At 67.7% G+C, this 25,322-nt stretch carries 27 protein-coding genes; 8 read left to right on the top strand and 19 right to left on the bottom strand.

All coding sequences use genetic code 11. From position 1 onward, the window contains the following. Positions 1 to 14 precede the first annotated feature (14 nt). Complete coding sequence (locus ASE67_RS04670) at positions 15 to 2,171, top strand: transglycosylase domain-containing protein (RefSeq protein ID WP_082456957.1); 2,157 nt, start codon at positions 15 to 17, stop codon at positions 2,169 to 2,171. On the opposite strand, the gene ASE67_RS04665 is transcribed toward ASE67_RS04670, so the two are convergent. The 3 genes from ASE67_RS04665 to ASE67_RS04655 are packed head-to-tail and all read right to left on the bottom strand — an operon-like array spanning position 2,138 to position 3,968. Further along, positions 2,138 to 2,932 carry a M48 family metallopeptidase gene (locus ASE67_RS04665; RefSeq protein ID WP_055757322.1) on the bottom strand — a complete coding sequence of 265 codons (795 nt, stop codon included), beginning with the start codon at positions 2,930 to 2,932 and terminating at the stop codon, positions 2,138 to 2,140. The genes ASE67_RS04670 and ASE67_RS04665 overlap by 34 nt on opposite strands. Continuing rightward, entirely contained in the window at positions 2,929 to 3,363 is a 435-nt protein-coding gene (locus ASE67_RS04660) for a YcgN family cysteine cluster protein (RefSeq protein WP_055757320.1), read from the bottom strand. Before ASE67_RS04660 ends, ASE67_RS04665 begins: the two co-directional genes overlap by 4 nt. Then, entirely contained in the window at positions 3,360 to 3,968 is a 609-nt protein-coding gene (locus tag ASE67_RS04655; protein WP_055759132.1) for an SCO family protein, read from the bottom strand. The genes ASE67_RS04660 and ASE67_RS04655 overlap by 4 nt, the downstream gene beginning before the upstream one ends. Before the next feature lie 53 nt (positions 3,969 to 4,021). Here ASE67_RS04655 and ASE67_RS04650 point away from each other — a divergent pair, with 53 nt between their 5' ends. Further along, on the top strand, positions 4,022 to 4,618 hold the full coding sequence (locus tag ASE67_RS04650; RefSeq protein ID WP_055757318.1) for an ankyrin repeat domain-containing protein: 597 nt from the start codon (positions 4,022 to 4,024) through the stop codon (positions 4,616 to 4,618). 125 nt (positions 4,619 to 4,743) lie between these two features. Here the strand turns inward: ASE67_RS04650 and ssb are convergent, their stop codons facing one another. After that, positions 4,744 to 5,319 (bottom strand): single-stranded DNA-binding protein, encoded by a 576-nt coding sequence (gene ssb / locus ASE67_RS04645; protein WP_055757315.1) that lies wholly within the window; start codon positions 5,317 to 5,319, stop codon positions 4,744 to 4,746. 116 nt (positions 5,320 to 5,435) lie between these two features. On the opposite strand from ssb, the gene ASE67_RS17660 reads away from it, so the two are divergent. Next, entirely contained in the window at positions 5,436 to 5,612 is a 177-nt protein-coding gene (locus tag ASE67_RS17660) for a DUF4169 family protein (protein WP_082456955.1), read from the top strand. A gap of 8 nt (positions 5,613 to 5,620) precedes the next feature. Here the strand turns inward: ASE67_RS17660 and feoB are convergent, their stop codons facing one another. The 3 genes from feoB to ASE67_RS04630 all read right to left on the bottom strand — a co-directional run bounded on the left by feoB (position 5,621) and on the right by ASE67_RS04630 (position 8,496). Next, positions 5,621 to 7,474, bottom strand: coding sequence for a ferrous iron transporter B (gene feoB, locus ASE67_RS04640; RefSeq protein WP_055757313.1), 1,854 nt, complete (start codon positions 7,472 to 7,474; stop codon positions 5,621 to 5,623). Positions 7,475 to 7,502: 28 nt separating this feature from the next. Then, positions 7,503 to 7,760: a FeoA family protein gene (locus tag ASE67_RS04635; RefSeq protein WP_055757311.1), complete on the bottom strand. Its 258-nt coding sequence runs from the start codon at positions 7,758 to 7,760 to the stop codon at positions 7,503 to 7,505. A 64-nt stretch (positions 7,761 to 7,824) separates the two neighbouring features. Beyond that, positions 7,825 to 8,496, bottom strand: coding sequence for a COQ9 family protein (locus tag ASE67_RS04630; protein WP_235511798.1), 672 nt, complete (start codon positions 8,494 to 8,496; stop codon positions 7,825 to 7,827). Between the two features lie 114 nt (positions 8,497 to 8,610). Here ASE67_RS04630 and ASE67_RS04625 point away from each other — a divergent pair, with 114 nt between their 5' ends. Continuing rightward, a complete protein-coding gene (locus ASE67_RS04625; RefSeq protein ID WP_055757308.1) occupies positions 8,611 to 8,859 on the top strand; it encodes a glutaredoxin domain-containing protein in 249 nt (82 codons plus the stop codon). 111 nt (positions 8,860 to 8,970) lie between these two features. Next, positions 8,971 to 10,161: an amino acid aminotransferase gene (locus ASE67_RS04620; RefSeq protein WP_055757306.1), complete on the top strand. Its 1,191-nt coding sequence runs from the start codon at positions 8,971 to 8,973 to the stop codon at positions 10,159 to 10,161. A gap of 2 nt (positions 10,162 to 10,163) precedes the next feature. Here the strand turns inward: ASE67_RS04620 and ASE67_RS04615 are convergent, their stop codons facing one another. Beyond that, on the bottom strand, positions 10,164 to 10,997 hold the full coding sequence (locus ASE67_RS04615; RefSeq protein ID WP_327196661.1) for a DMT family transporter: 834 nt from the start codon (positions 10,995 to 10,997) through the stop codon (positions 10,164 to 10,166). 135 nt (positions 10,998 to 11,132) lie between these two features. On the opposite strand from ASE67_RS04615, the gene ASE67_RS04610 reads away from it, so the two are divergent. After that, complete coding sequence (locus ASE67_RS04610) at positions 11,133 to 12,221, top strand: alkene reductase (protein WP_055757304.1); 1,089 nt, start codon at positions 11,133 to 11,135, stop codon at positions 12,219 to 12,221. Between the two features lie 35 nt (positions 12,222 to 12,256). On the opposite strand, the gene ASE67_RS04605 is transcribed toward ASE67_RS04610, so the two are convergent. After that, positions 12,257 to 12,949, bottom strand: a complete 693-nt coding sequence (locus tag ASE67_RS04605; protein ID WP_055757302.1) for a GIN domain-containing protein — start codon at positions 12,947 to 12,949, stop codon at positions 12,257 to 12,259. A 40-nt stretch (positions 12,950 to 12,989) separates the two neighbouring features. Continuing rightward, entirely contained in the window at positions 12,990 to 13,550 is a 561-nt protein-coding gene (locus tag ASE67_RS04600; RefSeq protein ID WP_235511834.1) for a GIN domain-containing protein, read from the bottom strand. On the opposite strand from ASE67_RS04600, the gene ASE67_RS18520 reads away from it, so the two are divergent. Further along, positions 13,461 to 13,712, top strand: a complete 252-nt coding sequence (locus tag ASE67_RS18520) for a hypothetical protein (protein ID WP_235511841.1) — start codon at positions 13,461 to 13,463, stop codon at positions 13,710 to 13,712. The two genes, ASE67_RS04600 and ASE67_RS18520, sit on opposite strands and share 90 nt — an antisense overlap. A gap of 99 nt (positions 13,713 to 13,811) precedes the next feature. Here ASE67_RS18520 and ASE67_RS04595 read toward each other — a convergent pair whose 3' ends face one another. The 4 genes from ASE67_RS04595 to ASE67_RS04580 form a co-directional block, all read right to left on the bottom strand. After that, the gene (locus ASE67_RS04595; RefSeq protein WP_055757298.1) at positions 13,812 to 14,345 is read right to left on the bottom strand and encodes a CarD family transcriptional regulator; all 534 of its coding nucleotides are present in this window, start codon (positions 14,343 to 14,345) and stop codon (positions 13,812 to 13,814) included. Between the two features lie 238 nt (positions 14,346 to 14,583). Then, positions 14,584 to 14,922 (bottom strand): ferredoxin FdxA, encoded by a 339-nt coding sequence (gene fdxA, locus ASE67_RS04590; RefSeq protein WP_055757295.1) that lies wholly within the window; start codon positions 14,920 to 14,922, stop codon positions 14,584 to 14,586. Between the two features lie 39 nt (positions 14,923 to 14,961). Continuing rightward, positions 14,962 to 15,285 (bottom strand): RNA-binding S4 domain-containing protein, encoded by a 324-nt coding sequence (locus tag ASE67_RS04585; RefSeq protein ID WP_235511797.1) that lies wholly within the window; start codon positions 15,283 to 15,285, stop codon positions 14,962 to 14,964. Next, positions 15,285 to 17,792, bottom strand: a complete 2,508-nt coding sequence (locus ASE67_RS04580; RefSeq protein ID WP_055757292.1) for a helicase-related protein — start codon at positions 17,790 to 17,792, stop codon at positions 15,285 to 15,287. Before ASE67_RS04580 ends, ASE67_RS04585 begins: the two co-directional genes overlap by 1 nt. Before the next feature lie 197 nt (positions 17,793 to 17,989). On the opposite strand from ASE67_RS04580, the gene ASE67_RS04575 reads away from it, so the two are divergent. Continuing rightward, complete coding sequence (locus ASE67_RS04575; RefSeq protein ID WP_055757290.1) at positions 17,990 to 19,447, top strand: M23 family metallopeptidase; 1,458 nt, start codon at positions 17,990 to 17,992, stop codon at positions 19,445 to 19,447. A gap of 49 nt (positions 19,448 to 19,496) precedes the next feature. Here ASE67_RS04575 and ASE67_RS04570 read toward each other — a convergent pair whose 3' ends face one another. The 5 genes from ASE67_RS04570 to mnmG all read right to left on the bottom strand — a co-directional run bounded on the left by ASE67_RS04570 (position 19,497) and on the right by mnmG (position 25,317). Then, positions 19,497 to 21,110, bottom strand: a complete 1,614-nt coding sequence (locus ASE67_RS04570) for an ATP-binding protein (protein ID WP_235511796.1) — start codon at positions 21,108 to 21,110, stop codon at positions 19,497 to 19,499. A 61-nt stretch (positions 21,111 to 21,171) separates the two neighbouring features. Then, on the bottom strand, positions 21,172 to 22,098 hold the full coding sequence (locus ASE67_RS04565; protein WP_055757288.1) for a ParB/RepB/Spo0J family partition protein: 927 nt from the start codon (positions 22,096 to 22,098) through the stop codon (positions 21,172 to 21,174). After that, the gene (locus tag ASE67_RS04560) at positions 22,095 to 22,874 is read right to left on the bottom strand and encodes a ParA family protein (protein WP_055757286.1); all 780 of its coding nucleotides are present in this window, start codon (positions 22,872 to 22,874) and stop codon (positions 22,095 to 22,097) included. The genes ASE67_RS04565 and ASE67_RS04560 overlap by 4 nt, the downstream gene beginning before the upstream one ends. Further along, positions 22,871 to 23,491, bottom strand: coding sequence for a 16S rRNA (guanine(527)-N(7))-methyltransferase RsmG (gene rsmG / locus ASE67_RS04555; RefSeq protein ID WP_055757284.1), 621 nt, complete (start codon positions 23,489 to 23,491; stop codon positions 22,871 to 22,873). The genes ASE67_RS04560 and rsmG overlap by 4 nt, the downstream gene beginning before the upstream one ends. After that, positions 23,488 to 25,317, bottom strand: a complete 1,830-nt coding sequence (gene mnmG / locus ASE67_RS04550) for a tRNA uridine-5-carboxymethylaminomethyl(34) synthesis enzyme MnmG (RefSeq protein ID WP_055757282.1) — start codon at positions 25,315 to 25,317, stop codon at positions 23,488 to 23,490. Before mnmG ends, rsmG begins: the two co-directional genes overlap by 4 nt. Positions 25,318 to 25,322: the final 5 nt, after the last annotated feature.

The following is a 25,322-nucleotide window of genomic DNA, read 5'->3' as shown; positions in this document are numbered from 1 at the left end:
TCCGGCGCATTCCCATGGCACGCACTCCCCAAAGCCCGCAGAAGCGGCCCACCGCCGCCCGTTCCCGCTGGTGGCGCATCCTGCGCTGGGTGCTGGGGATCGGGGTGGGCGTCGCGGTGCTGGGCGCGATCGCGCTGATCGTCGCGGTCTATAACGCCAAATCGAACCTGCCGAGCTTCGGCCAGCTCAAATCTTCGCCCAACGGACAGATGATCCGCGTGCGCGCAGCGGACGGGTCGATCCTCGTCTCGTTGGGGCCGAGCTATGGCGAATGGATCCCCTATGCCCAGATCCCGGCGGCGATGCGCGACGCGATGGTGTCGGTCGAGGATCGCCGCTTCCGCTCGCATCTGGGCGTCGATCCGGTAGCGCTGGCCCGCATCACCAAGTTCGCGATCGAGACGCGCGGCACCGGGCGCCGGTTGCAGGGCGCATCGACCATCACGCAACAGGTCGCGCGCACCATCTTCCTGTCGAACAGCTACACGGTCGGGCGCAAATTCCGCGAGATCATCCTGGCGCTGGCGCTGGAGCGGAAGTTCACCAAGAACCAGATCCTCGAGCTGTATCTGAACAAGGTCTATTTCGGCGGCGGGGCATATGGGATCGACGCGGCGTCACGGCGCTTCTTCAACCATCCCGCGACCAGCCTGTCGCTGTCGGAATCGGCGGTCATCGCGGGTCTGGTAAAGGCCCCGTCGCGCTATTCGCCGACCGCCGATGCCGAGGCCGCCGTCGGCCGTGCGGGCGTCGTGCTGAAGCTGATGCAGGAAACCGGCGCGATCACCGCCAGCCAGGCGATGGATGCCGATCCGCAGGCGATCAAGCTGGCCCCCGAGCCGCAGCAGAACAGCGTGCGCTATTTCACCGACTGGGCGCTGCCGCAGCTCGAAACACTGATCGACGAAACCGAAGCGCCGCTGGACGTGTGGACCACGCTCGACCCGGCGATGCAGAAGAGCGCCGACACCGCGATCCGCGCCAATGCCCCGGCCGGGGTGCAGGGCGCGCTGGTCGCGCTCGACCGCGATGGCGCGGTGCGCGCCATGGTCGGGGGCAAGGATTATGTCTCGTCGATCTACAACCGCGCGACGCAGGCGACGCGCCAGCCGGGATCGGCGTGGAAGCTGTTCGTGTATCTGGCCGCGCTGGAAGCGGGCATGAACCCCGACAGCCAGGTTAACGACGCGCCGATCACCATCGACGGGTGGAGCCCGCGCAACAGTTCGCGGCGATTTAGCGGGCAGGTGTCGCTGCGCACCGCCTTCGCCTATTCGCTCAACACCGTGTCGGCGCGGCTGGGGCAGGAGGTCGGCTTTGCGACCGTCGCCGACATGGCGCGGCGCTTCGGCATCACCACGCCGGTCAACACGAAGCCGGCGATGGTGCTGGGCACGTCCGACGTGCGACTGCTCGACCTGACCCGGGCCTATGCCTCGGTCGCGAGCGGCGGGACGGCGGTCGCCCCCTACGGCATCACCCGCGTGACCGCCAACAGCCAGGTGATCTACCAGCATCAGGTCGACAGCTCGCGCGTGCTGGTCGCCCCCTATGTCGCGCAGCAGATGACCGACCTGCTGCAGACCGCGGTCAATACCGGCACCGGCCGCGCGGCACAGATCGGGCGCCCGGTCGCGGGCAAGACCGGCACGACCACCTCGTACAAGGACGGCTGGTTCATGGGCTTTTCGTCGGGCATCACCACCGGCGTGTGGATGGGCCGCGACGATGCGAAGGCCGTCACCGGATTGCAGGGCGGCACCGCCCCTGCCCGCGCCTTCGCCGCGTTCATGCGACAGGCAGTGGCGAACCGGCCGGTCGAGGAATTCAATACCAAGGTGACGCTGCCCGAATGGCAGGAGGAGCCGGACGCGGAGAGCTATTACGGCGCGCCCGACGACCGGGTCTATGTCGATCCCGACGGCAATCCGGTCGAACAGCCGGGCGCAACCCCGCCCGACGCCCCGACCGACGATGGCGACGAGACGATCCCGCAGCAGCAGCAGCGCGCGCCCGACGAACAGCTCGACCAGGAATGGATCGACCGTGCGCTCGGCCGGGGACAGCGGCCCGACCAGCCGGTTCCGGCGCAGCGCCGCCCGGCCCCCGATCGCCGCCAGCCGCCGCCGGCGGACCGTTATCCCGAAGAGGACGCCCGCCCGTACCAGTGAAGCGCGGCACCCTCCGCACGCAACCAGCGGCGGGACTCGTCGGGGTCGCCCTCGAACAGGTCGGCGACCAGCGCGTGGAAATCGGGGCCGTGGTGCATATGGACGCGGTGCGCGACCTCATGCGCTACGGTCGCGCGGCGGACGAAGCCGGGGGCGAGCAGCAGCCGCCAACTATAGCGGATCGTGCCGTCGCCGCTGCAACTGCCCCAGCGCGCCTTCGGATCGCCGATCGCGACCTTGGTGATGGTGACGCCGGCCTTGGCGGCATAGTGCGCGGTGTCTTCGGTTAGAAGGCGCAAGGCTTCGCGTTTGAGCCAGCGTTCGATGCGGACGGGGAATTGGTCCAGTGGGCCGCCGCAGGTCAGGATGGCGTCGTCCCCCGCCCCCGTATCCCCGCGCAGGCGGGGATCCAGAGCGCCAATCGCTGACGGTTGTTCTGCCTGGCCCCGTGCCCCCGCCTGCGCGGGGGCACGGGGTGCGGCGGGCATGAACTGCACCGTCCGCGACGCCCCCTCGCGCCATACCAAGCGCACCGCGCGATCCGCGACCGGCACCACCGCACCATCGACGAACGGCCGCCCCATGGGCAGCTTCGCGCGCTGCGCCGCGATCCAGTCGGCCTTTTCACCGGCCCATGCCACCGCCTTGGCCAGCGCCATGCGCTTCGGCACGGTCAGGCGCACGCGGCCGGTGGCCGGATCGACCGACAGCCGCGCCACGCGGGCGCGGGGGTGGCGGACGACCTCGACCCCGTCGATCACAACGTCCGGTCTGTCAGGTGATGTTCGAGGTCGCCGACGTCGTTCTCCGACACGGTCCAGCCGCGTGTCGACTGTCCGGCGGCATGGACGCTCTCCCGGTCACCACTGTTCAGGTAATGCCAGTCGGGCAGCTTCTTGCCTTCGTTCCGCAGGCGGTAGGCACAGGTGGAGGGCAGCCATTCGATGTCGCCGACGTTGCGCGCGTTCAGCCGCACGCATTCGGGGACATAGGCGTGGCGGTGGCGATAGTCGCTGCACTGGCCCATGCGCCGGTCGAGCAGCTTGCACGCGACATTGGTCGCATGGATTTCGCCGGTATCCTCATCCTCCAGCTTGTGCAGGCAGCATTTGCCGCAGCCGTCGCACAACGCCTCCCACTGCGCGCGGTCCAGCGCGGCGAGCGGCAGGTCTTCCCAGAAGCGCCCGCTCATCGCACCCACTTCGCCAACGCATCGGCGACGGCCTCGGGACTTTCGTCCTGCGGCAGCAGCGCGACCGGGCGCCCCTGCGGATCCATCAGGATCGCGGTACGGCTATGGTCCATCAGATATTCGGTCGCACCCGGCGATTGCGACTTGGCATAGGTGACGCCATAGGCCCGCGCGGCATCGGCGATTGCCTGCGCTCTGCCGGTCAGCCCGACCATGCGCGGGTGGAAGGCGGCGACGAACTTGCCGACCACCGCCGGCGTGTCGCGTTCCGGATCGACGGTGACGAAGATCGGCACGACCTTCGCCCCCAGTTCGGGCGAACCGTCCTCGAACACCTTCAGCCCGCCGGCGATGTTCTGGACATCGACCGGGCAGACATCGGGGCAATAGGTATAGCCGAAATACATGATCCGCCATTTGCCGGCGAAATCGGTATCGCGCACCACCTTGCCCGCCGAATCGGTCAGCACGAACGGCCCGCCGATCCGCGCGCCGGCCAGCGGCGGCGTGGCGGCCGGTTCGGGCGCCCCCCCGCAAGCGGCAAGGGCCAGCGCGAGCGCCGGGGCAAGGGTACGCAGGATGCTGTTCATGGTGTTGCCAGCCATGATCTGATAGGCGACGCCTTGCAAGCCGCGTCACGTCCTTTGGAGCTTCCCCCATGCCCGTCCTCCGCCTCGCCCTCGCCGCCGCGCTGATGCTGCCCGCCGCGGCGCACGCGCAGCAGATGTCGCCGGGCTATCTGTTCCTAAAGGCGATCCGCGACGAAGACGGGAACAAGGTCAACGATATCCTCGGCCAGCCCGGCCAGACGATCATCAATACCAAGGACCGCTCGACCGGCGAAGGCGCGCTGCACATTGTCGCGAAGAACGGCAACCTGACCTATCTCCGTTTCCTGCTGGCCAAGGGCGCGAACCCGAACCTGCAGGACAATCGCGGCAACACGCCCGCGCTGCTGGCGGTCGAATCGGGGTCGGTCGAGGCGATCAACGCGCTGGCCGCGCGCAATGCGAACCTGAACCTGGGGAACAGCAGCGGCGAAACCCCGCTGATCCGCGCGGTACAGCTGCGCAACCTCGACATGGTACGCACGCTGATCGCCGCCGGGGCCAATCCCGACCAGGCCGACGTGATGGCCGGCATGTCAGCGCGCGATTATGCCAAGCGCGACACCCGCACGCCGGCGTTGCTCAAGCTGCTCGACGAAACGCCGGCAAAGAAGCCCAAGGCGGCGGTGGCGGGGCCGCGTTTCTGACACGGTTTCCCACAAGGTTATCCACAGGCTGATCCACCGGGTCGCGGAGCGATCCAGCCAACGGAAACGGCCCGCCTTCCCATCGGAAAGCGGGCCGTTTTTGTGCCGTCGATGGTGACGGGCGATCAGAACGGAACGTCGTCGTCCAGATCGTCGCCGAAGCCGCCACCCGAACCGCCACCGAAATTGCCGCCCTTGTTGCCGCCCGAGTTGAACCCGCCGCCGCTGCCGCCGCGCGATCCGCCCGACGCACCACCGCCATAGCCGCCGCCCGACCCGCCGCTGAAATCATCGCCGCCGCCGAAGTCGCCACCGCCACGGCTGCCGCCGCCGCCACCCTGGCCGCCGCCGGGACCGTCGAGCATCGTCAGGACGCTGTTGAAGCCCTGCAGCACGATTTCGGTGCTGTACTTGTCCTGGCCCTGCTGGTCCTGCCACTTCCGCGTCTGCAGCTGGCCCTCGATATAGACCTTCGAACCTTTACGCAGGAACCGCTCGGCGACGTTGGCAAGGCCTTCGTTAAAGATCGCGACCGAATGCCATTCGGTCTTTTCCTTCTTCTCGCCCGAATTGCGGTCCTTCCACGATTCCGACGTCGCGATGCGCAGGTTTACGACCTTCCCGCCATTCTGGAACGACCGCGATTCCGGGTCGCGACCCAGATTGCCCACGAGGATGACTTTATTGACGCTGCCGGCCATGGCGCTTCTCCGAGAAAGATACAGCCCGGCTTCCTATGCCAGCGCGCGGCGCGACGCCAGTGCTTGCCGCAAGGCCGGCAGGAGTTCAGACTATGTGCGTCAGGGAGGAGCCGCGCATGGGCGACGTCATCAACCTCAACCAGTTCCGTAAAGGGCGCGCCAAGGCGGCGAAGACGCAGGAAGCCGACGCCAATCGCCGCAAGTTCGGCCGGACCAAGGCGGAAAAGGCGGTGGAGGAGAGCGAGGACGCACGGCGCAAGGCGTTGCTAGATGGTGCGAAGCTGGAGGAATAGCGACACGCCTACCCCAGTCCGAACGCCACCGCCGTCCAGTAGGTCGCCCCCGCCGCGATATAGGCGAGCGCGAACAGATAGCCGATCATCACCAGCGGCCATTTCCAGCCATTGGTTTCCCGCCGCGCGACCGCAATCGTCGACAGGCATTGCGGCGCGAACACGAACCACGCGAGGAAGGCGAGCGCGGTAGCGAGGCTCCAGCGGCCACGCAGCCGCCCGCCCAGTTCCTGCGCGCCCTGTTCCTCATCCGCCGCGTCGATCGCATAGACGGTCTGGAGCGCCGACACCGCGACCTCGCGCGCCGCCATGGCCGGGATGACCGCAAGGCTCATTTCGTGGTTGAAGCCGATCGGCCGTAGCACGACCTCCAGCCCCGATGCGATCCGACCGGCAATCGAATATTCCGACTGCTTCACGCCTGCCGGGGCGACCGGATAGGAGGTGAGCAGCCACAGCGCAACCGTCACCTGCAGGATGATCGTCCCCGCGCGGCGCAGGAAGACATAGGCGCGCTGCCACAGCCCGATGGCGATGTCGCGGATCGAGGGCAGCTGATAGCGCGGCATTTCCATCAGGAAGCCGCCGCCCACACCCTTGGTCGCGGTACGGCGCAGCACGAACGCGGCCAGCACCGCACCGATGATCCCGGTCAGGTACAGCACCAGCAGCACCAGCCCCTGTAGCCCCACGCCCGGCAGCACCGTCCGCGCCGGGATGAACGCCCCGATGATGACGGCGTAGACCGGCAGCCGCGCCGAACAGGTCATCAGCGGCGCGATCAGGATCGTGGTCAGCCGTTCCTTGGGATCGTCGATCGACCGCGTGGCCATGATGCCGGGAATCGCGCAGGCAAAGGACGACAGCAGCGGGATGAACGCGCGCCCCGACAGGCCGACGCCGCTCATCAGCCGGTCCATCAGGAACGCGGCGCGCACCATGTACCCTGATGCCTCCAGCAGCAGGATGAACAGGAACAGGATCAGGATCTGCGGCAGGAACACCACGACCGATCCGACGCCGTTGATGATCCCTTCGACTAGCAGCGATCGCAGGAAGTTGTCGGGCAGCGCGGCGGTCGCCTGATCGGCGAGCCAGGCCTGCAACCCCTCAATCCAGCCGATCGGCGCTTCGGACCAGCTGAACACCGCCTGGAACATCACGAACAGGATTGCGAGCAGCAGGATCGGGCCGATGACCGGATGCAGCGCCACCCGGTCCAGCCCGCGCGTAACGGCGCGCATCCGCGGCTGTTCGACGGTCGCGGCGCGGGAGATGCGCCGGGCCTCGCGCTGGAAATGGCGGATGTCCGACTCGACCGTTTCGATCGGCGCGGTGCGCGGCGCGGCGGCGAGGATTTCGGCCAACGCCATGCGGAGTTCGTCGAGGCCGCGTTTGCGCACCGCGACTGTCGCCACGACCGGCAGGTCGAGTTCGGCGGACAGCGCGGCGAGGTCGATCTTCAACCCGTCGCGCGCCGCCATGTCGATCATGTTGAGCGCCAGCACCATCGGCCGCCCGAGCGACTTCAGCTGCAGCACGAAGCGCAGGTGATTGTCGAGATTGGTGGCATCGGCGACGACGATCAGCGCATCGGGCACCCGCTCCCCCGACTGCCGCCCCAGCACGACGTCGCGCGTGACCGCTTCGTCGGGGCTGGAGGGGTCGAGGCTATAGGTACCAGGCAGGTCGACCAGCTCGATCGGCCGCCCGTCGTCGAGCGCGAGGCGGCCCGAATGGCGTTCCACGGTGACGCCCGGATAATTGCCGACCTTCTGCCGGGCACCTGTCAGCGCGTTGAACAGCGCCGTCTTGCCGGCATTGGGATTGCCGACCAGCGCGACCAGAGGTGCAGCGTTCACTGTGGCGGGACCGTCGGAGCCGGGTAAATCAGCTCGCCAGCGGCGCGACGCGGATCGCCCCGGCGACATGCGCCCGCAGCGCCACCGTCATCCGCCCGATGCGGCAGGCCAGCGGCCCGCCCGACAGCATCGCACGGTGGAGCAGTTCGATATCGACCCCTTCGTCGAGACCGAATTCGCGCAACCGCCGCGCTTCCCCAGGGGACATGCCCTCCCAATCGACCGATGCGACCGTTGCCCGGCAGGTGCGGGGCAGCTGGGTTAGGTGCAGATTGGGTGACAACATTGCGACTAATTAGCAATAAGCCCGGCGCAAGGAAAGCGGATTCTTTGCCACCCGCGTCCGCCGATCAGACCGCCGGATAGCGCAGTCGTCCGATGAACCGCGACAGGCTCAGCCGCCGTTCGGGATCGCGCGACGCAAGGATGCGGCCCTTCAGCTTTTCGAAGCGCATGATCCCGTCGATCCGCCGCGCCAGGAACGCGCGGGTATCGGCATGGCCGCCGCTTTCGTCGTCGAGGAAGACGGCGATGGTGCTGCCATAGACCGCACCGAGCATCGCCCGCTTGGTATAATGATTGTAATCGGTCGCCTTGTCGCCGGCCAGCCGCCAGATCAGGTCGACCGTCCGCCAGCCGAGCTTCGTCGCGCGCGCGACATTCTGCGGCATCGCGAGGATCGCCAGCGCCCGGCGCAGCGCCTCACGCTCGCCCGCCACCGCCGCCAGTCGCGCCTCGACCAGCGCGGTGATGCGTTCGCGGATCTTCATCGCGGCAAGGGCATCGGCGCTGACCACCGCGATCATCCGCTGGTCGATGTCGGCGAACCACGCGTCGATCATTTCGACCGCACCGCCCGAAAAGGCGAGCCGCGCGACATCGGGATCGGCACCGAAGGTGCGCGCAGCCGCCTCCACCGCCTTGTCGTTCCAGCCGTCGAACGCGGCATTGGCGGCGACCAGCGGCGCCAGCGCGGCGCGCAGTTCGTCGAGTGTCAGGTCGGCAGGTGCCAGCGGGGCCATCGCATCCTCCATCATCGCCTCTAGCTAGGGCGCGCGGGGTCAAACGGCAACGGCGGAACCCGCTCCGATCCGGTACGCTATGCCACCACCCTCTCCGATCACAAGGAACCACCCATGTCCGATACCCGTGAAGCGACGCTGTACCGCATGGTCCTGCCCGACCACACCTGTCCGTTCGGCGTGAAGGCGAAGCAACTGCTGCAATCGGCGGGCTTCACCGTCGACGACCAGATCCTGCGCAGCCGCGAGGACGTGGACGCGTTCAAGGCCGAACACGGCGTCGAGACCACGCCGCAGACCTTTATCGACGGCCAGCGCATCGGCGGCAGCGACGATGTGGAACGCTATCTCGCGAACCTGTGATCGAAGCGCCACGCCCGGCGCCATTTCCGTACCCGGAGATAGGGTTTTGCCTGCCCTTTGCCGCATGGATCGGCATATAGGCACCCGATCACCCCATCTCCGGGAGTTCCCATGCCGTTCCGTTCGCTGGTCGCCCAGCCCGCCGATTCGTTGCTCCGACTGATCGGGGCGTTCCGCGCCGATCCCCGCCCGCACAAGATCGACCTGGGCGTCGGCGTGTTTCGCGACGACCATGGCCATACCCCGGTGATGCGGGCGGTGAAGCAGGCCGAGATGCGCCTGATCGCGACGCAGGACAGCAAGTCGTATCTGGGGCCGGAAGGCGACAAGGGCTTTGTCGCGCTGCTCGAGCCCCTGGTGTTCGGGCGTGATTTCCCGGCGGATCGGCGCTGCGGATTGCAGACGCCGGGCGGCACCGGCGCGCTGCGGCTGGGCGCCGAATTGCTGGCGAAGGCCGGGGTGCGCCGCATCCTGGTCGGCCAGCCGAGCTGGGCCAACCATGCGCCGGTGTTTGCCGCTGCCGGGATCGTCGTCGTGCCGCACCCGATGTTCGACATGGATGCACAGACCATCGACCTGCCCGCGATCCGCGCCGCGATCGGTCAGGCGGAGGCGGGCGACGCGATCCTGCTGCACGGTTGCTGCCACAATCCGACCGGCATCGATCCGACGGCCGAGGAATGGCAGGCGATCGCCGATGCCATCGCCGACAGCCGGCTCGTGCCGTTCGTCGACCTTGCCTATCAGGGGTTGGGCGACGGGATGGAGGCGGACGCCGCCGGCATGCGCAGGGTGCTGGATGCGGTGCCGTTCGCAATCGTCGCCTATTCCTGCGACAAGAATTTCGGGCTGTACCGCGAACGCACCGGTGCATTGTGGGCGACCACGCCAGATGGAGAGGCACGCGACATCGTGCTGTCAAACCTGCTGGCGCTGGCGCGCGCCAACTGGTCGATGCCGCCCGATCACGGTGCCGCCGCCGTGCGGATCGTGCTGGAAAACGAACAGCTGGCCGCCGACTGGCGCGGCGAGCTGGACGCGCTGCGCACCCGGTTACAGGGTCTGCGCGGCGAACTGGCAGGGCTGGGCCAGTGCGGATCGGTCGATCTTGCCCCGCTGGCGCACGGCAAGGGCATGTTCGCCACGTTGCCGCTCAATCCGGCGCAGATCGAATGGCTGCGCGCGACGCATGGCATCTACATGGCCGGATCGGGCCGCATCAACATCGCGGGCTTCGCACCCGGCGACATCGCCCGCTTCGGCGAGGCGCTGGTCGATCTGGGCCGCGCCGGGATCGCCTGATCCTATCGCTCGGGGGAGCGGCGGGCGCTGACGATCACCAGCGCCGCCGCCACCAGCGCGCCGCCGACGGCATCCATCGGCCCCAACCGCTCGCCATAGGCCAGCCAGCCGATCGTCGCGCCGACCAGCGGCTGGACGAGCAGCGCCAGCCCGACGACCAACGGGCTGAGATGCCCCAGTGCATAGATCATCAGCCCCTGCCCCGCGATCTGGCTGACCATCGCCAGTGCGAACAGCGGCCCCCAGTGTTGCGGCAGGATCGTCTCGCCCAACGCCAGCGCGAACAGCAGCAGCGGCAGCACCCCCGCAGCACTCGACAGCGCCAGCGCGGGCAGCGGTGCCATCGTCTGGCGCACCCCGCGCATTGCGATGAAATAGACGGCGTAGAGCACCCCGGCGAGCAGGCAGAACAGATCGCCCGCCAGATGCCGCGACGACAGTTCCGCCGAGCGGCCGAGCAGCAGCACGCCGCCAACCGCCGCCAGCGATAGCGCCAGTCCCTGCGTCCGGGTCGGCCATCGGCGCATCGCGATGAAGCCGTACAGCGGAAAGATCAGCACCGCGCAGTTTCCGAAGAGCGTGGCATTGGCCAAGGTCGTCCGGCGGATGCCGATGTGCCACGCCCCCAGATCGACCGCAAACGCCAGCCCGCCGACCAGCAGCGGCAGCCACAGACCGCGCGGCGGCAGCATCGTCCGCCCGTCACGTCCGGCAGCGGCGACCAGCAGCACCGGCAGCGCCAGCGCGATCCGCCAGAACCCCGCCGCGACCGGCCCGGTATCGGCCAGCCGCACGAACCATGGCCCAAAGGCGAGCGCGATATTCGCACCGACCACGGCAACAATCGCGCCACGCGGCGTTCTTGGGGGCGGCAAAATATTTGTTTCAGGCGGTACCGGCTGCATGCCGCCCCCTACCGCCCTATCTTTTTGACGTCGCCTGTATTTGCAGGGATTCAGGAGTTTTCAGTTATGCCCAGTCTGTTCGACCCCATCACGCTGGGGGATATTCAGGCACCCAACCGCGTGCTGATGGCGCCGCTGACGCGCGGTCGCGGTACGCGCGAACATGTGCCGACCGCGATCATGGCGGACTATTATGCGCAGCGTGCATCCGCCGGCCTGCTCATTTCCGAAGGAACCGGCATCAGCCGCGAAGGGCTGGGCTGGCCGTTCGCACCCGGCCTGTGGACCGATGAACAGGTCGAGGCGTGGAAGCCGGTGACCGATGCCGTCCATGCCGCCGGCGGCCGGATCGTGACACAGCTCTGGCATATGGGCCGGGTGGTGCATCCCGATTTCCTGGACGGTGCCGCGCCGCTGTCGTCCTCGGCCACGACCGCACCGGGCCAGGCGCACACCTATGACGGCAAGAAGCCATATGCACAGGCGCGCGCCGCGACGCTGGACGATATCACCCGCGTCCTTGATGATTATTCGCGTGCCGCGCGTAATGCGAAGGCCGCCGGCTTCGACGGGGTGCAGCTGCACGCCGCCAATGGCTATCTGATCGACCAGTTCCTGCGCGACGGCGCCAACCAGCGCGACGACGATTATGGCGGCAGCCCGGAAAACCGTATCCGCCTGCTGGGCGAGGTTGTTGACCGGTTGATCGCCGAGGTCGGTGCCGGCCGCACCGCCGTCCGCTTCTCGCCCAATGGCGATACGCAGGGCGTGATCGACAGCGATCCGGCATCGGTGTTCGTGCCCGCCGCACAGCTGCTGTCGGACAAGGGCATCGCCTTCCTCGAACTGCGCGAACCCGGCCCCGACGGCACCTTCGGCAGCGCGACCCAGGCGCGCGTCTCGCCCGAGATCCGCAAGGTCTTTGCCGGCCCGCTGGTGCTCAACCAGGACTATGATGGCGAAAAGGCGCAGGCCGAACTCGATGGCGGCGTCGCCGACGCGATCGCCTTTGGCCGTCCGTTCCTCGCCAATCCCGACCTGCCGCTGCGGCTGGAGCGCGGTGCAGCATTGAACAAGGACGAGATGGCGACGTGGTACTCGCATGGGCCGGAAGGGTACACCGATTACCCGACGCTGGCGCACGAACCCGCCTGATGCCGTGCGCGGATAGCCGGCGGCGTTGGCCCCGGCTATCCGCAGCGGATCGTCGCGCTACCCTGCGTCCGGCAGCGCGGCATGCCCGCGACCGTCACCATGCCCGACCCTTGCGCGTTGACCTCGGCGGTATAGCGCGCGCGATACTTGCCGGTACCGGTCCCCTGGCTGTGGACCAGCAGCGCGTCGATCGTCAGCCGGTCGGCATCGATCGTGCCGGGGCCGTTAACCAGAAATTGCGCGTCATCGCCACGTCCGGCCAGCGCCAGCCGCCCCGATCCGATCAGCATCGCTTCGATCCGCCCCGCATCCAGGGTGCCGACCTCGATAAATCCGTCGCCGGTCAGTGACAGGTCGACCTGCGCGGCGGCCATCCGCTCGACCCGGACCTGCGCCGGACCCCGCACCGAAATGCCGATCACCCGGTCGCTGGTCAGTTCGATCACCAGGGGTTCTGCCGAGGCGGCATTTGGACGACCGCGATCGTCGCGGGCCGGCGCGACGATCAGCGTCTGCCCCTCGACCCGCACGTCCACCGCGTCCAGCGCGCGCGGCGTGCCGACGATCCGGCCGCCGATCGCTGCCCCCGCCGCGACGCGCACCGTGAACGGCCCGTCGACCTGTATCCGGTCGAACCCGGTCAGCATCAAGCGACGCTCGGCCTGCGGCGGCGGGGCGGCAGCCGCGGCGGGCGTGAGCAGGACAGCGGCGAGCAGCGATGCGATCATCCCGCCTGCATCCCGCGTTATCGGCTGCCTGGCAAGCCGCTCAGCCACAATGCGCCTCGCCGGTGCCAACCCGGTTGACGGTACAGCGGGCACCGCGCCCCAGCACCGCGGAGCCACTGCCGGTCAGCGACACCCGCGCCGGGCCGTCGATCGCAGCCTTGATATCGCCGCTGCCGGTGATCGACACGACCGCATCGGCCGCCTGTACCTGTCGCACATCGATATCGCCCGAGCCGGCGACTCTCAGCGTCAGCGACCGCACCGATCCCGCAGCGGCGATCGTGCCCGTACCGGCAACCGTCAGCGTCGTCCGGTCACCCTGGAGCTGCCCGATGGTCATGTCACCCGATCCACCCAGCGTCCCGGTAAACGGATCGCCCGCCTGATCGATCGTGATGTCGCCCGACCCCGACAGCGTGGCCGCGGCGATCACCGGCATCGTCACCAAGATTCGTGCAGCATCGCGATCGACGGCCCACAGCCCGCCTTCGCTGCGACTAATCCGCAGGACATGGCCATCGCGGCGGAGTATCAGGCCGGCGCGGCGTTCGGCTGGACCTTCGACCCGGACGGCGAAGCCCTCGCCCCGGCGGACTTCCACCGAATCGCGACTGTCGAGCGCAACGGTGTCGAAATCGCGCAACGTGGCCAGGTGCTCGTCCGTGGCGGCGTCAGGAACGGCGCCATCGCCGCCGCATGCCGTCAGGCCGAGCATGGCCAGGACCATGCAACGATGCATCGCCCCCTCCATGTATTGCTGTAGTAATACACTATGTTGGGGCGGATCACCAGCAGGCCGACCATAAAAAAGGGGCGACCGTTGCCGGCCGCCCCTTTCTATCGGGTCTGGATCGCACACCCGTCAGGCGGCGGTCTTTTCCTTGTTATAGATCGCTGCGGCGTCGCGCAGGATCTCAATGATCCGCTCCAGCGCCTTGGGCTCGTCGACCTGCTCCATCGCGGCCAGTTCGCGTGCCAGGCGGCTGGCTGCGGCTTCGAAGATCTGGCGCTCCGAATAGCTCTGCTCGGGCTGGTCATCGGCACGGAACAGGTCGCGGACCACTTCGGCGATCGACACCAGGTCGCCCGAATTGATCTTTGCTTCATATTCCTGCGCGCGGCGCGACCACATGGTCCGCTTGACCTTGGGCTTGCCCTTCAGCGTTTCCATGGCCTCGCGCATGGTCTTGTCCGACGACAGCTTGCGCATGCCGACGCTTTCCGCCTTGTTGGTCGGAACGCGCAGCGTCATGCGTTCCTTTTCGAAGCGCAGCACATAGAGTTCGAGTTGCATGCCAGCGATCTCACTACGCTGGAGTTCGATCACACGGCCAACGCCGTGCTTGGGGTACACGACATAATCGCCGACATCGAAGGACAATGCCTTGGCAGCCATTGGTAACCTTTCCGTGGTCGTCGTCCCGAAAGCATCGATTCCTGCCATCGCTATATCCGGCGGCGGCAGGTTGGACGACGTGGGACGTTGCTAAAGGTGGTCTCCGGGCGGGGCATGAAACTGCCGCCGTCACGTGGGATTATAGCAACGTTGCAACAAAATTACCAGCGCAAAGCCAAAGGCCGGAACCGCTGTCGCGGCCCGGCCATGGTTTCACGTGGAACATGATCGACTGAGCTTAGTCGCCCGCGCCGGGTTCGGCCGAGAAATGCTCGATCTTGTTCTCGACGCCCTTCCACTTGTCGGCGTCGGGCGGAGTCTGGTTGGCGTTGCGGGTGACGTTGGGCCATTGCGCCGAATAGGTGTTGTTCAGCTCCAGCCACTGCTCCAGCCCGCTCTCGGTGTCGGGCAGGATCGCTTCGGCCGGGCATTCCGGTTCGCAGACGCCGCAATCGATGCACTCGCTCGGGTTGATGACGAGCATGTTCTCGCCCTCATAAAAGCAATCGACCGGACACACCTCGACGCAGTCCATATATTTGCAGCGGATGCAGGCGTCGGTGACGACGTAGGTCATGGGTCCGTCCAAACTCCGAGAAAGCGATTCCCCAACGCGTTATGCCGGGTCGTCGCCCCCGTCAACGGGGCCGGACCCACTCGGTTCCAGCAGGGTGTACAGCGCCTGCGCTTCGGCGGGCGGGCCACGCCGGATCGGCAGCGCCTGAACCCGCAGGATATGGACCCGGCCGCCCTGGGGAAAGGCGATGACCATGCCGACCCGCACCGGACAATGCGCCCGTTCGATCCGCCGACCATCCAGCCGCAGCGTGCCCTTTTCAGCGATCGCCTGCGCCGCGCTGCGGGTCTTGGCAAAGCGCGCATACCACAGGAACATATCGAGCCGCATGTGCGGCACCGGTTCCGGCGCGCGCACCGCCATCAGCGATCGAACCCCAGATCGGCCAAGGCGGCAAAGGCGCTGCCGGGACGCGCAACGACACGCGGGGGCGGTGCCGGCGCCCGACGCCGGGCCGGCGCCCAGCGCCATTGCGGCACGTCGCCTGCCGGGGCAGTGGGTCGAAAGCCCAGCTGCGCCATCAGCCGTGCGATCGTCTCCGCCTTCAGCCCCATCGACACCGCCAGCGCCGGATCGGGTGCGAACGGTGCATGCCCCTTGCGCGCGTCATGTGCCGCCTGTGCCAGCCGTTCGATCAGGTCGACCCGCACCGCCTGCGGCCCGAACCGGCGAAAGCCCCATGCCCCCTGCCCGACCGGCAACACGGTCGCGCCAGTCGGCGCCAGCGCCTCGACCGGATGACCATCGCGCGCCGCCAGCAACGCTGCACGCCACCTGGCGGCCGCCGGCTTGAACAGCCGCGCATCGAACAGGTCGAGCGCCCCGATCACCACCCCCGCCTTGCGCAGCCGCCGCCGGTCGTCGCCGGTCAGCGGCACCAGCATCGCATCGAACCCGTCGCGCGGGGCGATCCCGCCGACCTCGGTCAGCGCCGCCGCAACCGCACGCAGCGATCCGCTCGCCGCCGGATCGCGAGCCAATGCCGCCAGCGCGCCCAGCGTTGGCGCGCGCCGGGCGACGTCGGACTGCACCCACGCCGCCAGCCGCTCGCGCACCTCGCCCTGCGCAGTGCGGTCGAGGACCTGCAGGCTGCGGTCGAGTGTCACCACCGGCCGGTCGAGCGTGGTACCGCCGGTCAGCGCGGCGACGGTCAGCCCGTTCCACGTAATCTCGGGGATCGCGCCCGGCTCGGCCGCCAGTGCCAGTTCGGCATCGGCCGCCGCGATCAGCTCGCTGCCGCGCTTGCGCAGTTCGGCCGCCAAGCCCTTTTCCGCCGCTGCGATCAGCAGACGTTTGTCGGCGACCCGCGTGTCGGGCGACACCTCGAACCGGAATCCGGTCAGCCGGCCCAGCGCATGGCCATCGACGCTGACCGCGCCATCGGCGGCGACATCGACCGGCAGATCCGCCGCCCCCGCACCGATCCGCCGCAGCAGCACCGTGGTCCGCTGATCGACGAAGCGCTGCCGCAACCGGTCGTGCAACGCGTCGGACAGCTTTTCCTCGACGCCGCGCGTCCGCGCCGCCCAGTGTTCGGGATCGAGCAGCCAGTCGGCGCGGTGCGCGATATAGGCCCAGCTGCGTGCCGCCGCGATCCGCCCGGCGATCGTCTCGACATCGCCGTTCATCTGGTCCAGCCGCTGCAATTCGTCGGCGAACCACTGATGCGGGATATGCCCCGCCCCCTCGCTCAAATGGCTGAAGACCCGCCCGACGAAACGGCTGTGCGGATCGGGCCCCAGCTTGCGGAAATCGGGCAGACCACACGCCGACCACAGCCGCCGGACCATCATCGGCGAGCGGGTGCGCGCCCGAACCCAATCCTCCTCGGCCAGTCGCTTGAGCACGATCAGGTCGATCGCTTCAGGCGCGGCGGTCAGTACCGGATGGTTCGGTCGCTGTTCTAGGCTCTCGATCAGCGCGTCGATGCTGGAGAAATCCGGCTCGCCGCTGCGCCAATAGAGTCGCTCCAGCGGCGGGACGTGATGGCCCTCGATCGCCAGCACCTCCTCCGGCGTGAAAGCGTTCGGTCCCTCCTCGACCAATGCGCCGAAGGTGCCGTCGCGGTGATGCCGCCCGGCCCGGCCGGCAATCTGCGCCATTTCGGCGACGGTCAGCCGCCGCTGCCGCCGGCCATCGAACTTGCGCAGCGAAGCAAAGGCGACATGTGCGACGTCGAGGTTCAGCCCCATGCCGATCGCATCGGTCGCAACCAGGTAATCGACCTCGCCCGACTGGAACATCGCCACCTGGGCATTGCGTGTGCGCGGGGACAGCGCCCCCATCACCACCGCCGCACCACCGCGCATCCGGCGGATCGCCTCCGCCACGGCGTACACTTCTTCGGACGAAAACGCGACGATCGCCGAGCGGCGTGGCAGGCGCGACAGCTTGCGCGCGCCGACATAGCTGAGCGTCGAAAAGCGCGGGCGCGAGATGATTTCGGCATCCTTCACCAGCGCACGGATCATGGGTTTCAGCGAATCGGAGCCGAGGATCATCGTCTCCTCCCGCCCTCGCGCCCGCAACAGCCGGTCGGTGAAGACATGGCCGCGTTCCGGATCGGCGCCCAACTGTGCCTCGTCCAGCGCGACGAACGCCGTCTCACGCTCCAGCGGCATCGATTCGGCAGTACACAGGAACCAGCGCGCCTTGGGCGGGACGATCCGTTCCTCGCCCGTCACCAGCGCGACATGCTCCGCGCCCTTCATCGCGACGACCCGATCGTAATTCTCACGCGCCAACAATCGCAAGGGGAAACCGATCATCCCCGACGCATGGCCGCACATCCGCTCGATCGCGAGATAGGTCTTGCCGGTGTTGGTCGGCCCCAGAACTGCCGTGACCGGGCTACGCGCGAACTGGCTCATCCCCTGCAACATCGGGTGTGCGCGGGCTGCACGCAACGGGTTTTGCGGGTTCCGCAAAAGGATTCGCCCGGTCGCAGCGCAGCCACGCCCCATCGCACGCGCTGGCGCCATCCGCGTGGTTCATTTGACTTTAAATATTTGGCTTCACAGGGGAAGAGGACCGGGCCGGGTCGGGCGGCCGATACTGGGGGCTGGGCGTGTTCCTGCGCACCGATCATGGACTGGAACTGGCCGGCGGGACCAGCGCGCTACGCTTCGGTCGTGCGCCGATCCTATCCGCCCCGGCGCGCACCGCCCCATGGCGCGGCCGCATCGAACCGTTCGACTGGACCCCCGATCTGGGCGCCGCGATCGGATCGCGCGACTGGTGGCGGGGGCTGGCCACCTGCACCGGGCTGTGCGCCGCCGTCTGGGCACTGGCGCCATCGTGGAACCGCCCGATCCTGAGCGCGGTGCCCGCCCCGCTCGACGGCACCGCGCTTGACGAAGCACGTAGCCTGTCGTTCGGCGCGAGCGCGCTGGGCGGGACCAGCGGGATGCGGCTGGCGGCTACCGCGCGCGTTGTCCCCCTCGCCAATACGCCCGAACGCCCGATCGTCGAGGCGACGGCAACGCTCGGCAGCGGCATCGCCGGCGCGCTCGAACGCACTGGCGTCGGTGCCGGGGAAGCGCGGCAGGTTGCCGCCCTCGTCGCCGGGCGGGTCGATCCGGGCGAGCTGACGCCGGGGACCCGGCTCGACATTACGCTTGGCCGCCGCGACAGCCTGTCACAGCCCCGCCCGCTCGAAAAACTCGCCTTTCGCGCGAAATTCGATCTCGCGATCGATATCGTCCGCGATGGGGGTGTGCTGCGCCTCGACGCGCGGCCGATCGCGATCGACCACACCCCGCTGCGCATCCGCGGTCGCGTCGGCGCCAGCCTGTACCGCGCCGCCCGTGCCGCCGGTGCCCCGGCCAAGGCGGTCGAAACCTATATCCGCACCGTGTCCGGTCTCGTTCCGATGGGACAGGTCGGCCAGGACGACGGTTTCGACCTGATCGTCGAACAGGCCCGCGCCGCCACCGGCGAAGTACAGCTCGGCCAGCTCCTCTACGCAGGTCTGAATGGCCGTCGCGACGTCCGCCTGGTCCGCTGGCAGGATGGCAGCCGAACCGAATGGCTCGATCCCAAGGGCGTGGGCGAACGCAAGGGCACGATGATGTGGCCTGTTGCCGCGCGCATCTCGTCCAACTTCGGCTGGCGCGTCCATCCGGTGCTGGGCTTCCGCCGGCTGCACAAGGGCATGGATTTCGCCGCCGCCTATGGCAGCCCGATCCGCGCGACCACCGACGGCCGCGTCGCCAGCGCCGGATGGCATGGTGGCTATGGCAATTTCGTGAAGCTCGACCATGGCGGCGGCCTGGCCACCGGCTATGGCCATATGAGCCGGATCGTCGTCGGCGCCGGCAGCCGCGTGTCGCAGGGGCAAGTGATCGGCTATGTCGGCTCGACCGGCCTGTCGACCGGCCCGCATCTGCATTATGAGCTGTGGAAGAACGGCGTCCCGGTCAATCCGCGCTCGGTCGCCTTTGCGACGGTGCAGCAATTGCAGGGCGATGAACTATCCCGCTTCCGCCAGCATGTCGCCCGGCTGATGGGGGTCGGCGCGCGGTAGGCCCCGGTTCGCCGGCACAGCGCCGCCGCGAACCTCCTGTTGTCAGCCCCTAGCGCCCCTGCGTGCGCCAGCGACGGATCGTCCGGTCCAGCATCGCATCTTCGCCCCCCTCCTGCTGCCACAATTCCGTGAAGGACGGTGAGGCAGACGCCGGGCAGCGTGAGGCTTCGAGCATGTCGAACGATACCCGGATCGGCGTCGCGACCCCTTCGCCGACGATGATGCATTCCCGGTTGCGCAGCGCCGGAATGGCATCGAGGAATCCGCGCGCATCCTCGGGCATCGCCGCGCGGACAAAGGCTTGGTCGCGTTCGTTGTTCAGCCGCATGGTCAGGATCGTGCCGCACTGCGACAACACCCCTTCGGCCAGGTCGGAGGGACGCTGGGTGATGAGGCCCAGCGACACGCCATATTTCCGACCTTCCTTTGCAATCCGGCTGAGAATGCCGGCCGCCGACGACCCCGATCCGACCCGCTCGTTCGGGACGTAGCGATGTGCCTCCTCGCACACCAGCAGCACCGGCTTGGGGCTTTCCCCCCGCGACCAGATGGCAAAGTCGAACACCAGCCGCGACAGGACGGCAACGACGACAGACGTGATTTCGGACGGTACCGCCGACACGTCGACGATCGAGATCGGCTTGCCCTCTGCCGGCAGGCGGAACACGCGCTTCAGGAAAGCGGCCATGGTGTCGGCGACGAGCATGCCTGAAAACATGAATGCGTAGCGCGGGTCGGCGCGTATCTCTTCCAGCCGCGCCTTCAGCCGCAGATAGGGCGCGTTGTCGCTGCCCCGGTCCATCCGCGTCATTTCCGCCTGTAGAATCGTCATCAGGTCAGACAGCAGATAGGGGATCGGCGCATCGACGGTCATGCGGGGGATTTCCTGCGCCATCCGGCTCTTGGCCTTTGCCGCCAGGATGCAGCGCGCGAGAATGTCCGCCTCGATCTGCCGCGCCGACCCTTCGGACGTCAGCAGGATGTCGCAATGTTCGTGAAAGTTGAGCAGCCAATAGGGCAATTGCAGATTGGATGCGTCGAGCAGCTCACCCTTGTCGGCAAAGGCAGTCGCGTACTCACCATGCGGATCGATCACGACAATGTGACCGTGCGGGCTGAAGTCGCAGATGCGGTGCAGGATCAGCGCAGCCGAGGTCGACTTGCCGGTCCCGGTCGATCCGACCAATGCGAAATGCTTGCCAAGCAACGGATCGACATACAATGCCGCGCGCAGATCCGGCGCCATATGGACCGTGCCGATGGTGATATGCGGGCGGTCCTGCATCGCATAGATTCGACGCAGTGCATCGCGCGACACCGGATGCACCGCCGATCCCGGCAAGGGATACCGCGTCACGCCGCGACGAAATCCGCGCATGCCTTGCCCGGGTTCGGGTTCATAGCCCTCCCCCATCAGATCGACTTCGGCGATAAGGTTCAACCCGTCGTCCGCCAGCCGGGTCGACCGAATACTGGCAACGACCCAGGTCCGGCCGATCTGCAGCTTCACCAGCGACCCGACCTGTCCAGCGGATTCGGTGTCCGGTCCCTGTCGCGATGCAAAGTCCGACACCGCCTGCATATCGAGCAGCAGGCGGCTGGAGGCACCGGAGATATCCAGCAGGATACCGATCGTCGGTACGCTGTCGGTCGTACCGGCCATGGGCGGGCGAATCGGCATGTTCATATCCATAGCATGCCGGCCTACCCGTAAATTTTGCGTATCAGATGCGTTCGCCGCTTAACCTTTGGCAAACCATATCGAGCTGGCCGAGCGTGGAATAGCCGATCGTGATCGCCCCACCCTTCTCACCGTGGTTGATCTGAATCTTCAGGCCCAGCACGTCGCCCAACTGCCGCTCCAGCGCGCGCAGGTCGGCATCGGTCGCGCCGTCCGCCCCGCCGTCACCCATGGCCGGATCGCGCGGCGTGCGCACCCGCTTCGGCTCGGGATCGCGTGCCTGCCGCGCCATCCGCTCGACATCGCGCACCGACAGCCCCTTCGCCACCACCTTTTCGGCGATGGTTTCGGCACCGGGCACATGGATCAGTGCGCGGGCATGCCCCATGCTCAGCCGCTGGTCGCCCACCATATCCTGAATCGGCTTGGGCAGTTCGAGCAGCCGCAGCAGGTTGGTGACATGGCTGCGCGACTTGGCGACCAGATTGGCCAGTGCTTCCTGCGTATGGCCGAATTCATCGATCAGCCGGCGATAGCCCTCGGCCTCCTCAATCGCGGTCAGGTCGCGACGCTGGATGTTTTCCACCAGCGCGATTTCCATCGTCTCGGCATCGGTGAAGTCGCGCACGACCACCGGTACCTCGTGCAGCCGCGCCCGCTGCGCCGCGCGCCAGCGTCGCTCGCCCGCAACGATCTGATAGCCCTTGCCGTGCGGGCGAACGACGATCGGCTGGATCACGCCGCGCGCCGAAATCGATTCGGCCAGTTCGTCGAGCGCGGTTTCGTCAAAAAACCGACGTGGCTGTCCGGGGAGCGGCGCGAGCGCGGTAACCGGCAGTTGGCGCACGCCGCTGGGCGGGGTGGCGCCACGCGCGGTCGACACTTCCCCTTCCGGGTCACCCAGCAGCGAACTCAGCCCCCGGCCAAGCCCACCCATACGCGGGCGACGCGGTGCTGCCTGCTCGCTCATGCCGCCTCCGCCAGCGACGGCAGGCGAGCGATCACTTCCCGCGCCAGCGCGATATAGGCTTCCGATCCGGCACAGCGATAATCATAGATCAACGCCGGCATGCCGTGGCTGGGCGCTTCGGACAGGCGCACGTTGCGCGGAATCACGGTATCGAACACTACTTTCCCCAACACCGCGCGCACATCGTCCGACACCTGATCGGTCAGCCGGTTGCGCCGGTCGTACATCGTCAACACCACGCCGAGGATCGACAGCCCCGGATTGAACCGGCCGCGAATCCGTTCGACGGTGCTCAGCAGCTGGCTGAGCCCCTCCAGCGCGAAGAATTCGCACTGAAGCGGTACCAACAGCGCATGGCTTGCTACCATCGCGTTAATGGTCAGCAATCCCAGCGACGGCGGACAGTCGATCAGGATCACGTCCCAACGGCCGCCGCTCGCCTCGACCACCCGATCAAGCCGATGGGTCCGCTCCTCGAACTCAATCAGCTCGATCTCCGCACCCGACAGGTCGACGGTGGCGGGAACGATCGACAGCCGCGGGACTTTCGTCGCGATCGCCGCTTCGTTCAGCATCAGATCGCCGACCAGCAGGTCATAGGTCGAATAGTCGCGATCATTGCGACCGATGCCGAGCCCGGTCGACGCATTCCCCTGCGGATCGAGGTCGAGGATCAGCACCTCCAACCCGGTCGCGGCCAGCGCGGTCCCGACGTTGATCGCCGTGGTGGTCTTGCCGACGCCCCCCTTCTGGTTCGCGATGGCAATGCAAATCATGCTTGGCGCACTCCCCTGGCGACCACGATCGACGATGTCGGATCGGTAATGCTATGTTCCACGTGAAACATTCCGCGCCAGTCAGCCTTGGCCTCGGCCAGCTCCTCGGCGGCGGAACGTCCTTTCGGCAACACCCATATCGTATCGGAGTCGCTATGCCGATGGCCGATCGCAAATAACGCGGCCAGTCGTGCCACCGCGCGCGCGGTGATGATCGCCGCTGGACGATCCGCCGCCAGCTTCTCGATCTTCGCCTGGTGGACCACGATGTTGGACAGGCCAAGATCGGCCGCCATCTCCCCCAACAGCGTTGCCCGCCGCGCGCGCGGTTCGACCAGCACCACCCGCCGGTCGGTCAGGATCGCGGCAACGATACCCGGAAAGCCCGCGCCCGATCCGATATCGATCCAGTTGCCGTCAACCGCTCCTTCGGCAAGCGGCACCAGCTGCGCGGAATCGAGCAGATGCCGTTCCCAGATATGCTCGATCGTCGACGCAGCGATCAGGTTTTGATGGGCGGTCTCGGCAACGATCCGCTCGGCAAACCGCGCGAGCAAGCCGGTGCGCTCTGCCCCAAACCGCTGCTCGATCCAGCTGCGTGCATCCGCTTCGGTCATGCCGCCAGCTTGCCCCCGCCGCGATGGTGCAGCAGGATCGCGACCAGCGCCGCCGGCGTCACCCCCTGGATACGCCCTGCCGCCGCCAATGTTTCCGGCGCGGCGGAGGTCAGCCGTTCGATCATTTCGTTCGACAGGCCGGGCACCGCACCATAGGCAAAGTCCGCCGGCAGCGCGACGTGATCGACCCGCGCCGCCGCCAGCTCCGCTGCTTGCCGCTCCAGATAAGGCGCATAGCGCGCATCCTCGATCAACTCGCCCAACACCTCGTCCTGCCCCTCGATCCCCAGATGCTGCGGCGTGACGCCGGGCACCAGCAGCCATTCGCCGCCGCTGCGGGTATCGGTACCGGCCACCGGCGCGCCCTTCGCGGCCAGCGCATTGGCGACATGCCGCGTCGATAGCGCCCCGGCTAGGTCCACCCGCCGCGCTTCCCGTGCCGCATTGAACGCCAGCCGCTCCGCCGACAACAGCCCGGCCTGCGCACCGATCGTGCCCAGTCGCGTGGCGGCATTGTCCGACCGCAGCCGCAGCCGATACTCCGCCCGCGCGGTCATCATGCGATAGGGTTCCGACACGCCTTGTAGCACCAGGTCGTCGATCATCACCCCGATATAGCTCGACTCGCGCGGCAGGATCAGCGGCGCCAGTTCCAGCGCCTCGCCCGCCGCATTGGCGCCAGCGACCAGCCCCTGCCCGCCTGCCTCTTCATAGCCGGTCGTGCCGTTGATCTGCCCAGCGAAATACAGCCCGCCCAGCGCGCGCAACCCCAGCGTCGCCGACAGCGCACGCGGGTCGATATAGTCATATTCGACCGCATAGCCCGGCGTGACGATCTCAACCCGCTCCAGCCCCGCGACGCTGCGCAGCATCGCCAGTTGCACATCGGTCGGCAGCGAGGTCGACACACCGTTGGGATAGACCAGATGCGTGTCCAGCCCCTCGGGTTCGAGGAAGATTTGATGCCCGTCGCGATCGCCGAAACGATGCACCTTGTCCTCGATTGACGGGCAATAGCGCGGCCCCCGCCCCTCGATCGATCCGCTGAACAACGGCGACCGGTCCAGCCCGGCGCGAATGATATCGTGCGTCTCCGCCGTTGTCCGCGCGATCGCACAGGCAAGCTGCGGCAGGCGCCGGGCGGGATCGGACAGCGGCGACATCGTCCACGCATCGGCATCGGACGGCTGTTCGGGCAACGCCGCCCAGTCGATCGTCCGCCCGTCGAGGCGCGGCGGCGTGCCGGTCTTCAACCGGGCGATCGGCAGCGCCAAGTCGCGCAACTGCTGCCCCAGCCGGGTCGCCGCGCGTTCGCCGACACGGCCCCCGACGGCGCGCTCCTCGCCCCGGAACATCGTCCCGCCGAGGAACGTGCCCGTCGCCAGCACCACCGTCCGCGCCGCGATCCGGCTGCCATCGGCCAGCTCGACCCCGGCGACCCGATCGCCATCGGTCATCAGCGCCACTGTATCGCCGCCGAGCACCGTCAGCTTCGGATTCGCCAACAGGTCGCGCACCGCCGCGGCATAGCGGACGCGATCCGCCTGGACACGCGGACCCTGCACCGCCGACCCCTTCGACCGGTTCAGCATCCGGTGATGGATCGCCGCCGCATCCGACGCCCGCGCCATCAGCCCGTCGAGCGCGTCGATCTCGCGCACGATATGCCCCTTGCCCAGCCCGCCGATCGCCGGGTTGCATGACATCGCGCCGATCCGGGTGGGGTCAAAATCGATCAGCAGCGTGGTTGCGCCGCGTCGCGCCGCCGCTGCGGCTGCTTCGGTGCCGGCATGGCCGCCGCCGACGATCACTACATCAAAGGTCATGCTGC

Origin of the sequence: Sphingomonas sp. Leaf23 (genome assembly GCF_001421585.1) — a bacterium.
Lineage (GTDB): Bacteria > Pseudomonadota > Alphaproteobacteria > Sphingomonadales > Sphingomonadaceae > Sphingomonas.
This window is presented reverse-complemented; position numbering and strand designations above follow the sequence as displayed.

What these genes read in the sequence shown, in the direction of transcription:
- ASE67_RS04660 (WP_055757320.1), bottom strand. Translation starts at nt 3,363, where the DNA reads ATGAGCGGGCGCTTCTGGGAAGACCTGCCGCTCGCCGCGCTGGACCGC.
- ASE67_RS04620 (WP_055757306.1), top strand. Translation starts at nt 8,971, where the DNA reads ATGCCGTTCCGTTCGCTGGTCGCCCAGCCCGCCGATTCGTTGCTCCGA.
- ASE67_RS04670 (WP_082456957.1), top strand. Translation starts at nt 15, where the DNA reads ATGGCACGCACTCCCCAAAGCCCGCAGAAGCGGCCCACCGCCGCCCGT.
- ASE67_RS04580 (WP_055757292.1), bottom strand. Translation starts at nt 17,792, where the DNA reads ATGAGCCAGTTCGCGCGTAGCCCGGTCACGGCAGTTCTGGGGCCGACC.
- ASE67_RS04595 (WP_055757298.1), bottom strand. Translation starts at nt 14,345, where the DNA reads ATGGCTGCCAAGGCATTGTCCTTCGATGTCGGCGATTATGTCGTGTAC.
- ASE67_RS04585 (WP_235511797.1), bottom strand. Translation starts at nt 15,285, where the DNA reads ATGGCGGTGCGCGCGCCGGAACCGGTGCCGCACATGCGGCTCGATATG.
- ASE67_RS04625 (WP_055757308.1), top strand. Translation starts at nt 8,611, where the DNA reads ATGTCCGATACCCGTGAAGCGACGCTGTACCGCATGGTCCTGCCCGAC.
- ASE67_RS04635 (WP_055757311.1), bottom strand. Translation starts at nt 7,760, where the DNA reads ATGTTGTCACCCAATCTGCACCTAACCCAGCTGCCCCGCACCTGCCGG.
- ASE67_RS04610 (WP_055757304.1), top strand. Translation starts at nt 11,133, where the DNA reads ATGCCCAGTCTGTTCGACCCCATCACGCTGGGGGATATTCAGGCACCC.
- ASE67_RS04630 (WP_235511798.1), bottom strand. Translation starts at nt 8,496, where the DNA reads ATGGCCCCGCTGGCACCTGCCGACCTGACACTCGACGAACTGCGCGCC.
- ASE67_RS04570 (WP_235511796.1), bottom strand. Translation starts at nt 21,110, where the DNA reads ATGGCCGGTACGACCGACAGCGTACCGACGATCGGTATCCTGCTGGAT.
- ASE67_RS04605 (WP_055757302.1), bottom strand. Translation starts at nt 12,949, where the DNA reads ATGATCGCATCGCTGCTCGCCGCTGTCCTGCTCACGCCCGCCGCGGCT.
- ASE67_RS04565 (WP_055757288.1), bottom strand. Translation starts at nt 22,098, where the DNA reads ATGAGCGAGCAGGCAGCACCGCGTCGCCCGCGTATGGGTGGGCTTGGC.
- ASE67_RS17660 (WP_082456955.1), top strand. Translation starts at nt 5,436, where the DNA reads ATGGGCGACGTCATCAACCTCAACCAGTTCCGTAAAGGGCGCGCCAAG.
- ASE67_RS04650 (WP_055757318.1), top strand. Translation starts at nt 4,022, where the DNA reads ATGCCCGTCCTCCGCCTCGCCCTCGCCGCCGCGCTGATGCTGCCCGCC.
- ssb (WP_055757315.1), bottom strand. Translation starts at nt 5,319, where the DNA reads ATGGCCGGCAGCGTCAATAAAGTCATCCTCGTGGGCAATCTGGGTCGC.
- fdxA (WP_055757295.1), bottom strand. Translation starts at nt 14,922, where the DNA reads ATGACCTACGTCGTCACCGACGCCTGCATCCGCTGCAAATATATGGAC.
- ASE67_RS04560 (WP_055757286.1), bottom strand. Translation starts at nt 22,874, where the DNA reads ATGATTTGCATTGCCATCGCGAACCAGAAGGGGGGCGTCGGCAAGACC.
- rsmG (WP_055757284.1), bottom strand. Translation starts at nt 23,491, where the DNA reads ATGACCGAAGCGGATGCACGCAGCTGGATCGAGCAGCGGTTTGGGGCA.
- ASE67_RS04655 (WP_055759132.1), bottom strand. Translation starts at nt 3,968, where the DNA reads ATGGCTGGCAACACCATGAACAGCATCCTGCGTACCCTTGCCCCGGCG.
- mnmG (WP_055757282.1), bottom strand. Translation starts at nt 25,317, where the DNA reads ATGACCTTTGATGTAGTGATCGTCGGCGGCGGCCATGCCGGCACCGAA.
- ASE67_RS18520 (WP_235511841.1), top strand. Translation starts at nt 13,461, where the DNA reads ATGGCCATCGCGGCGGAGTATCAGGCCGGCGCGGCGTTCGGCTGGACC.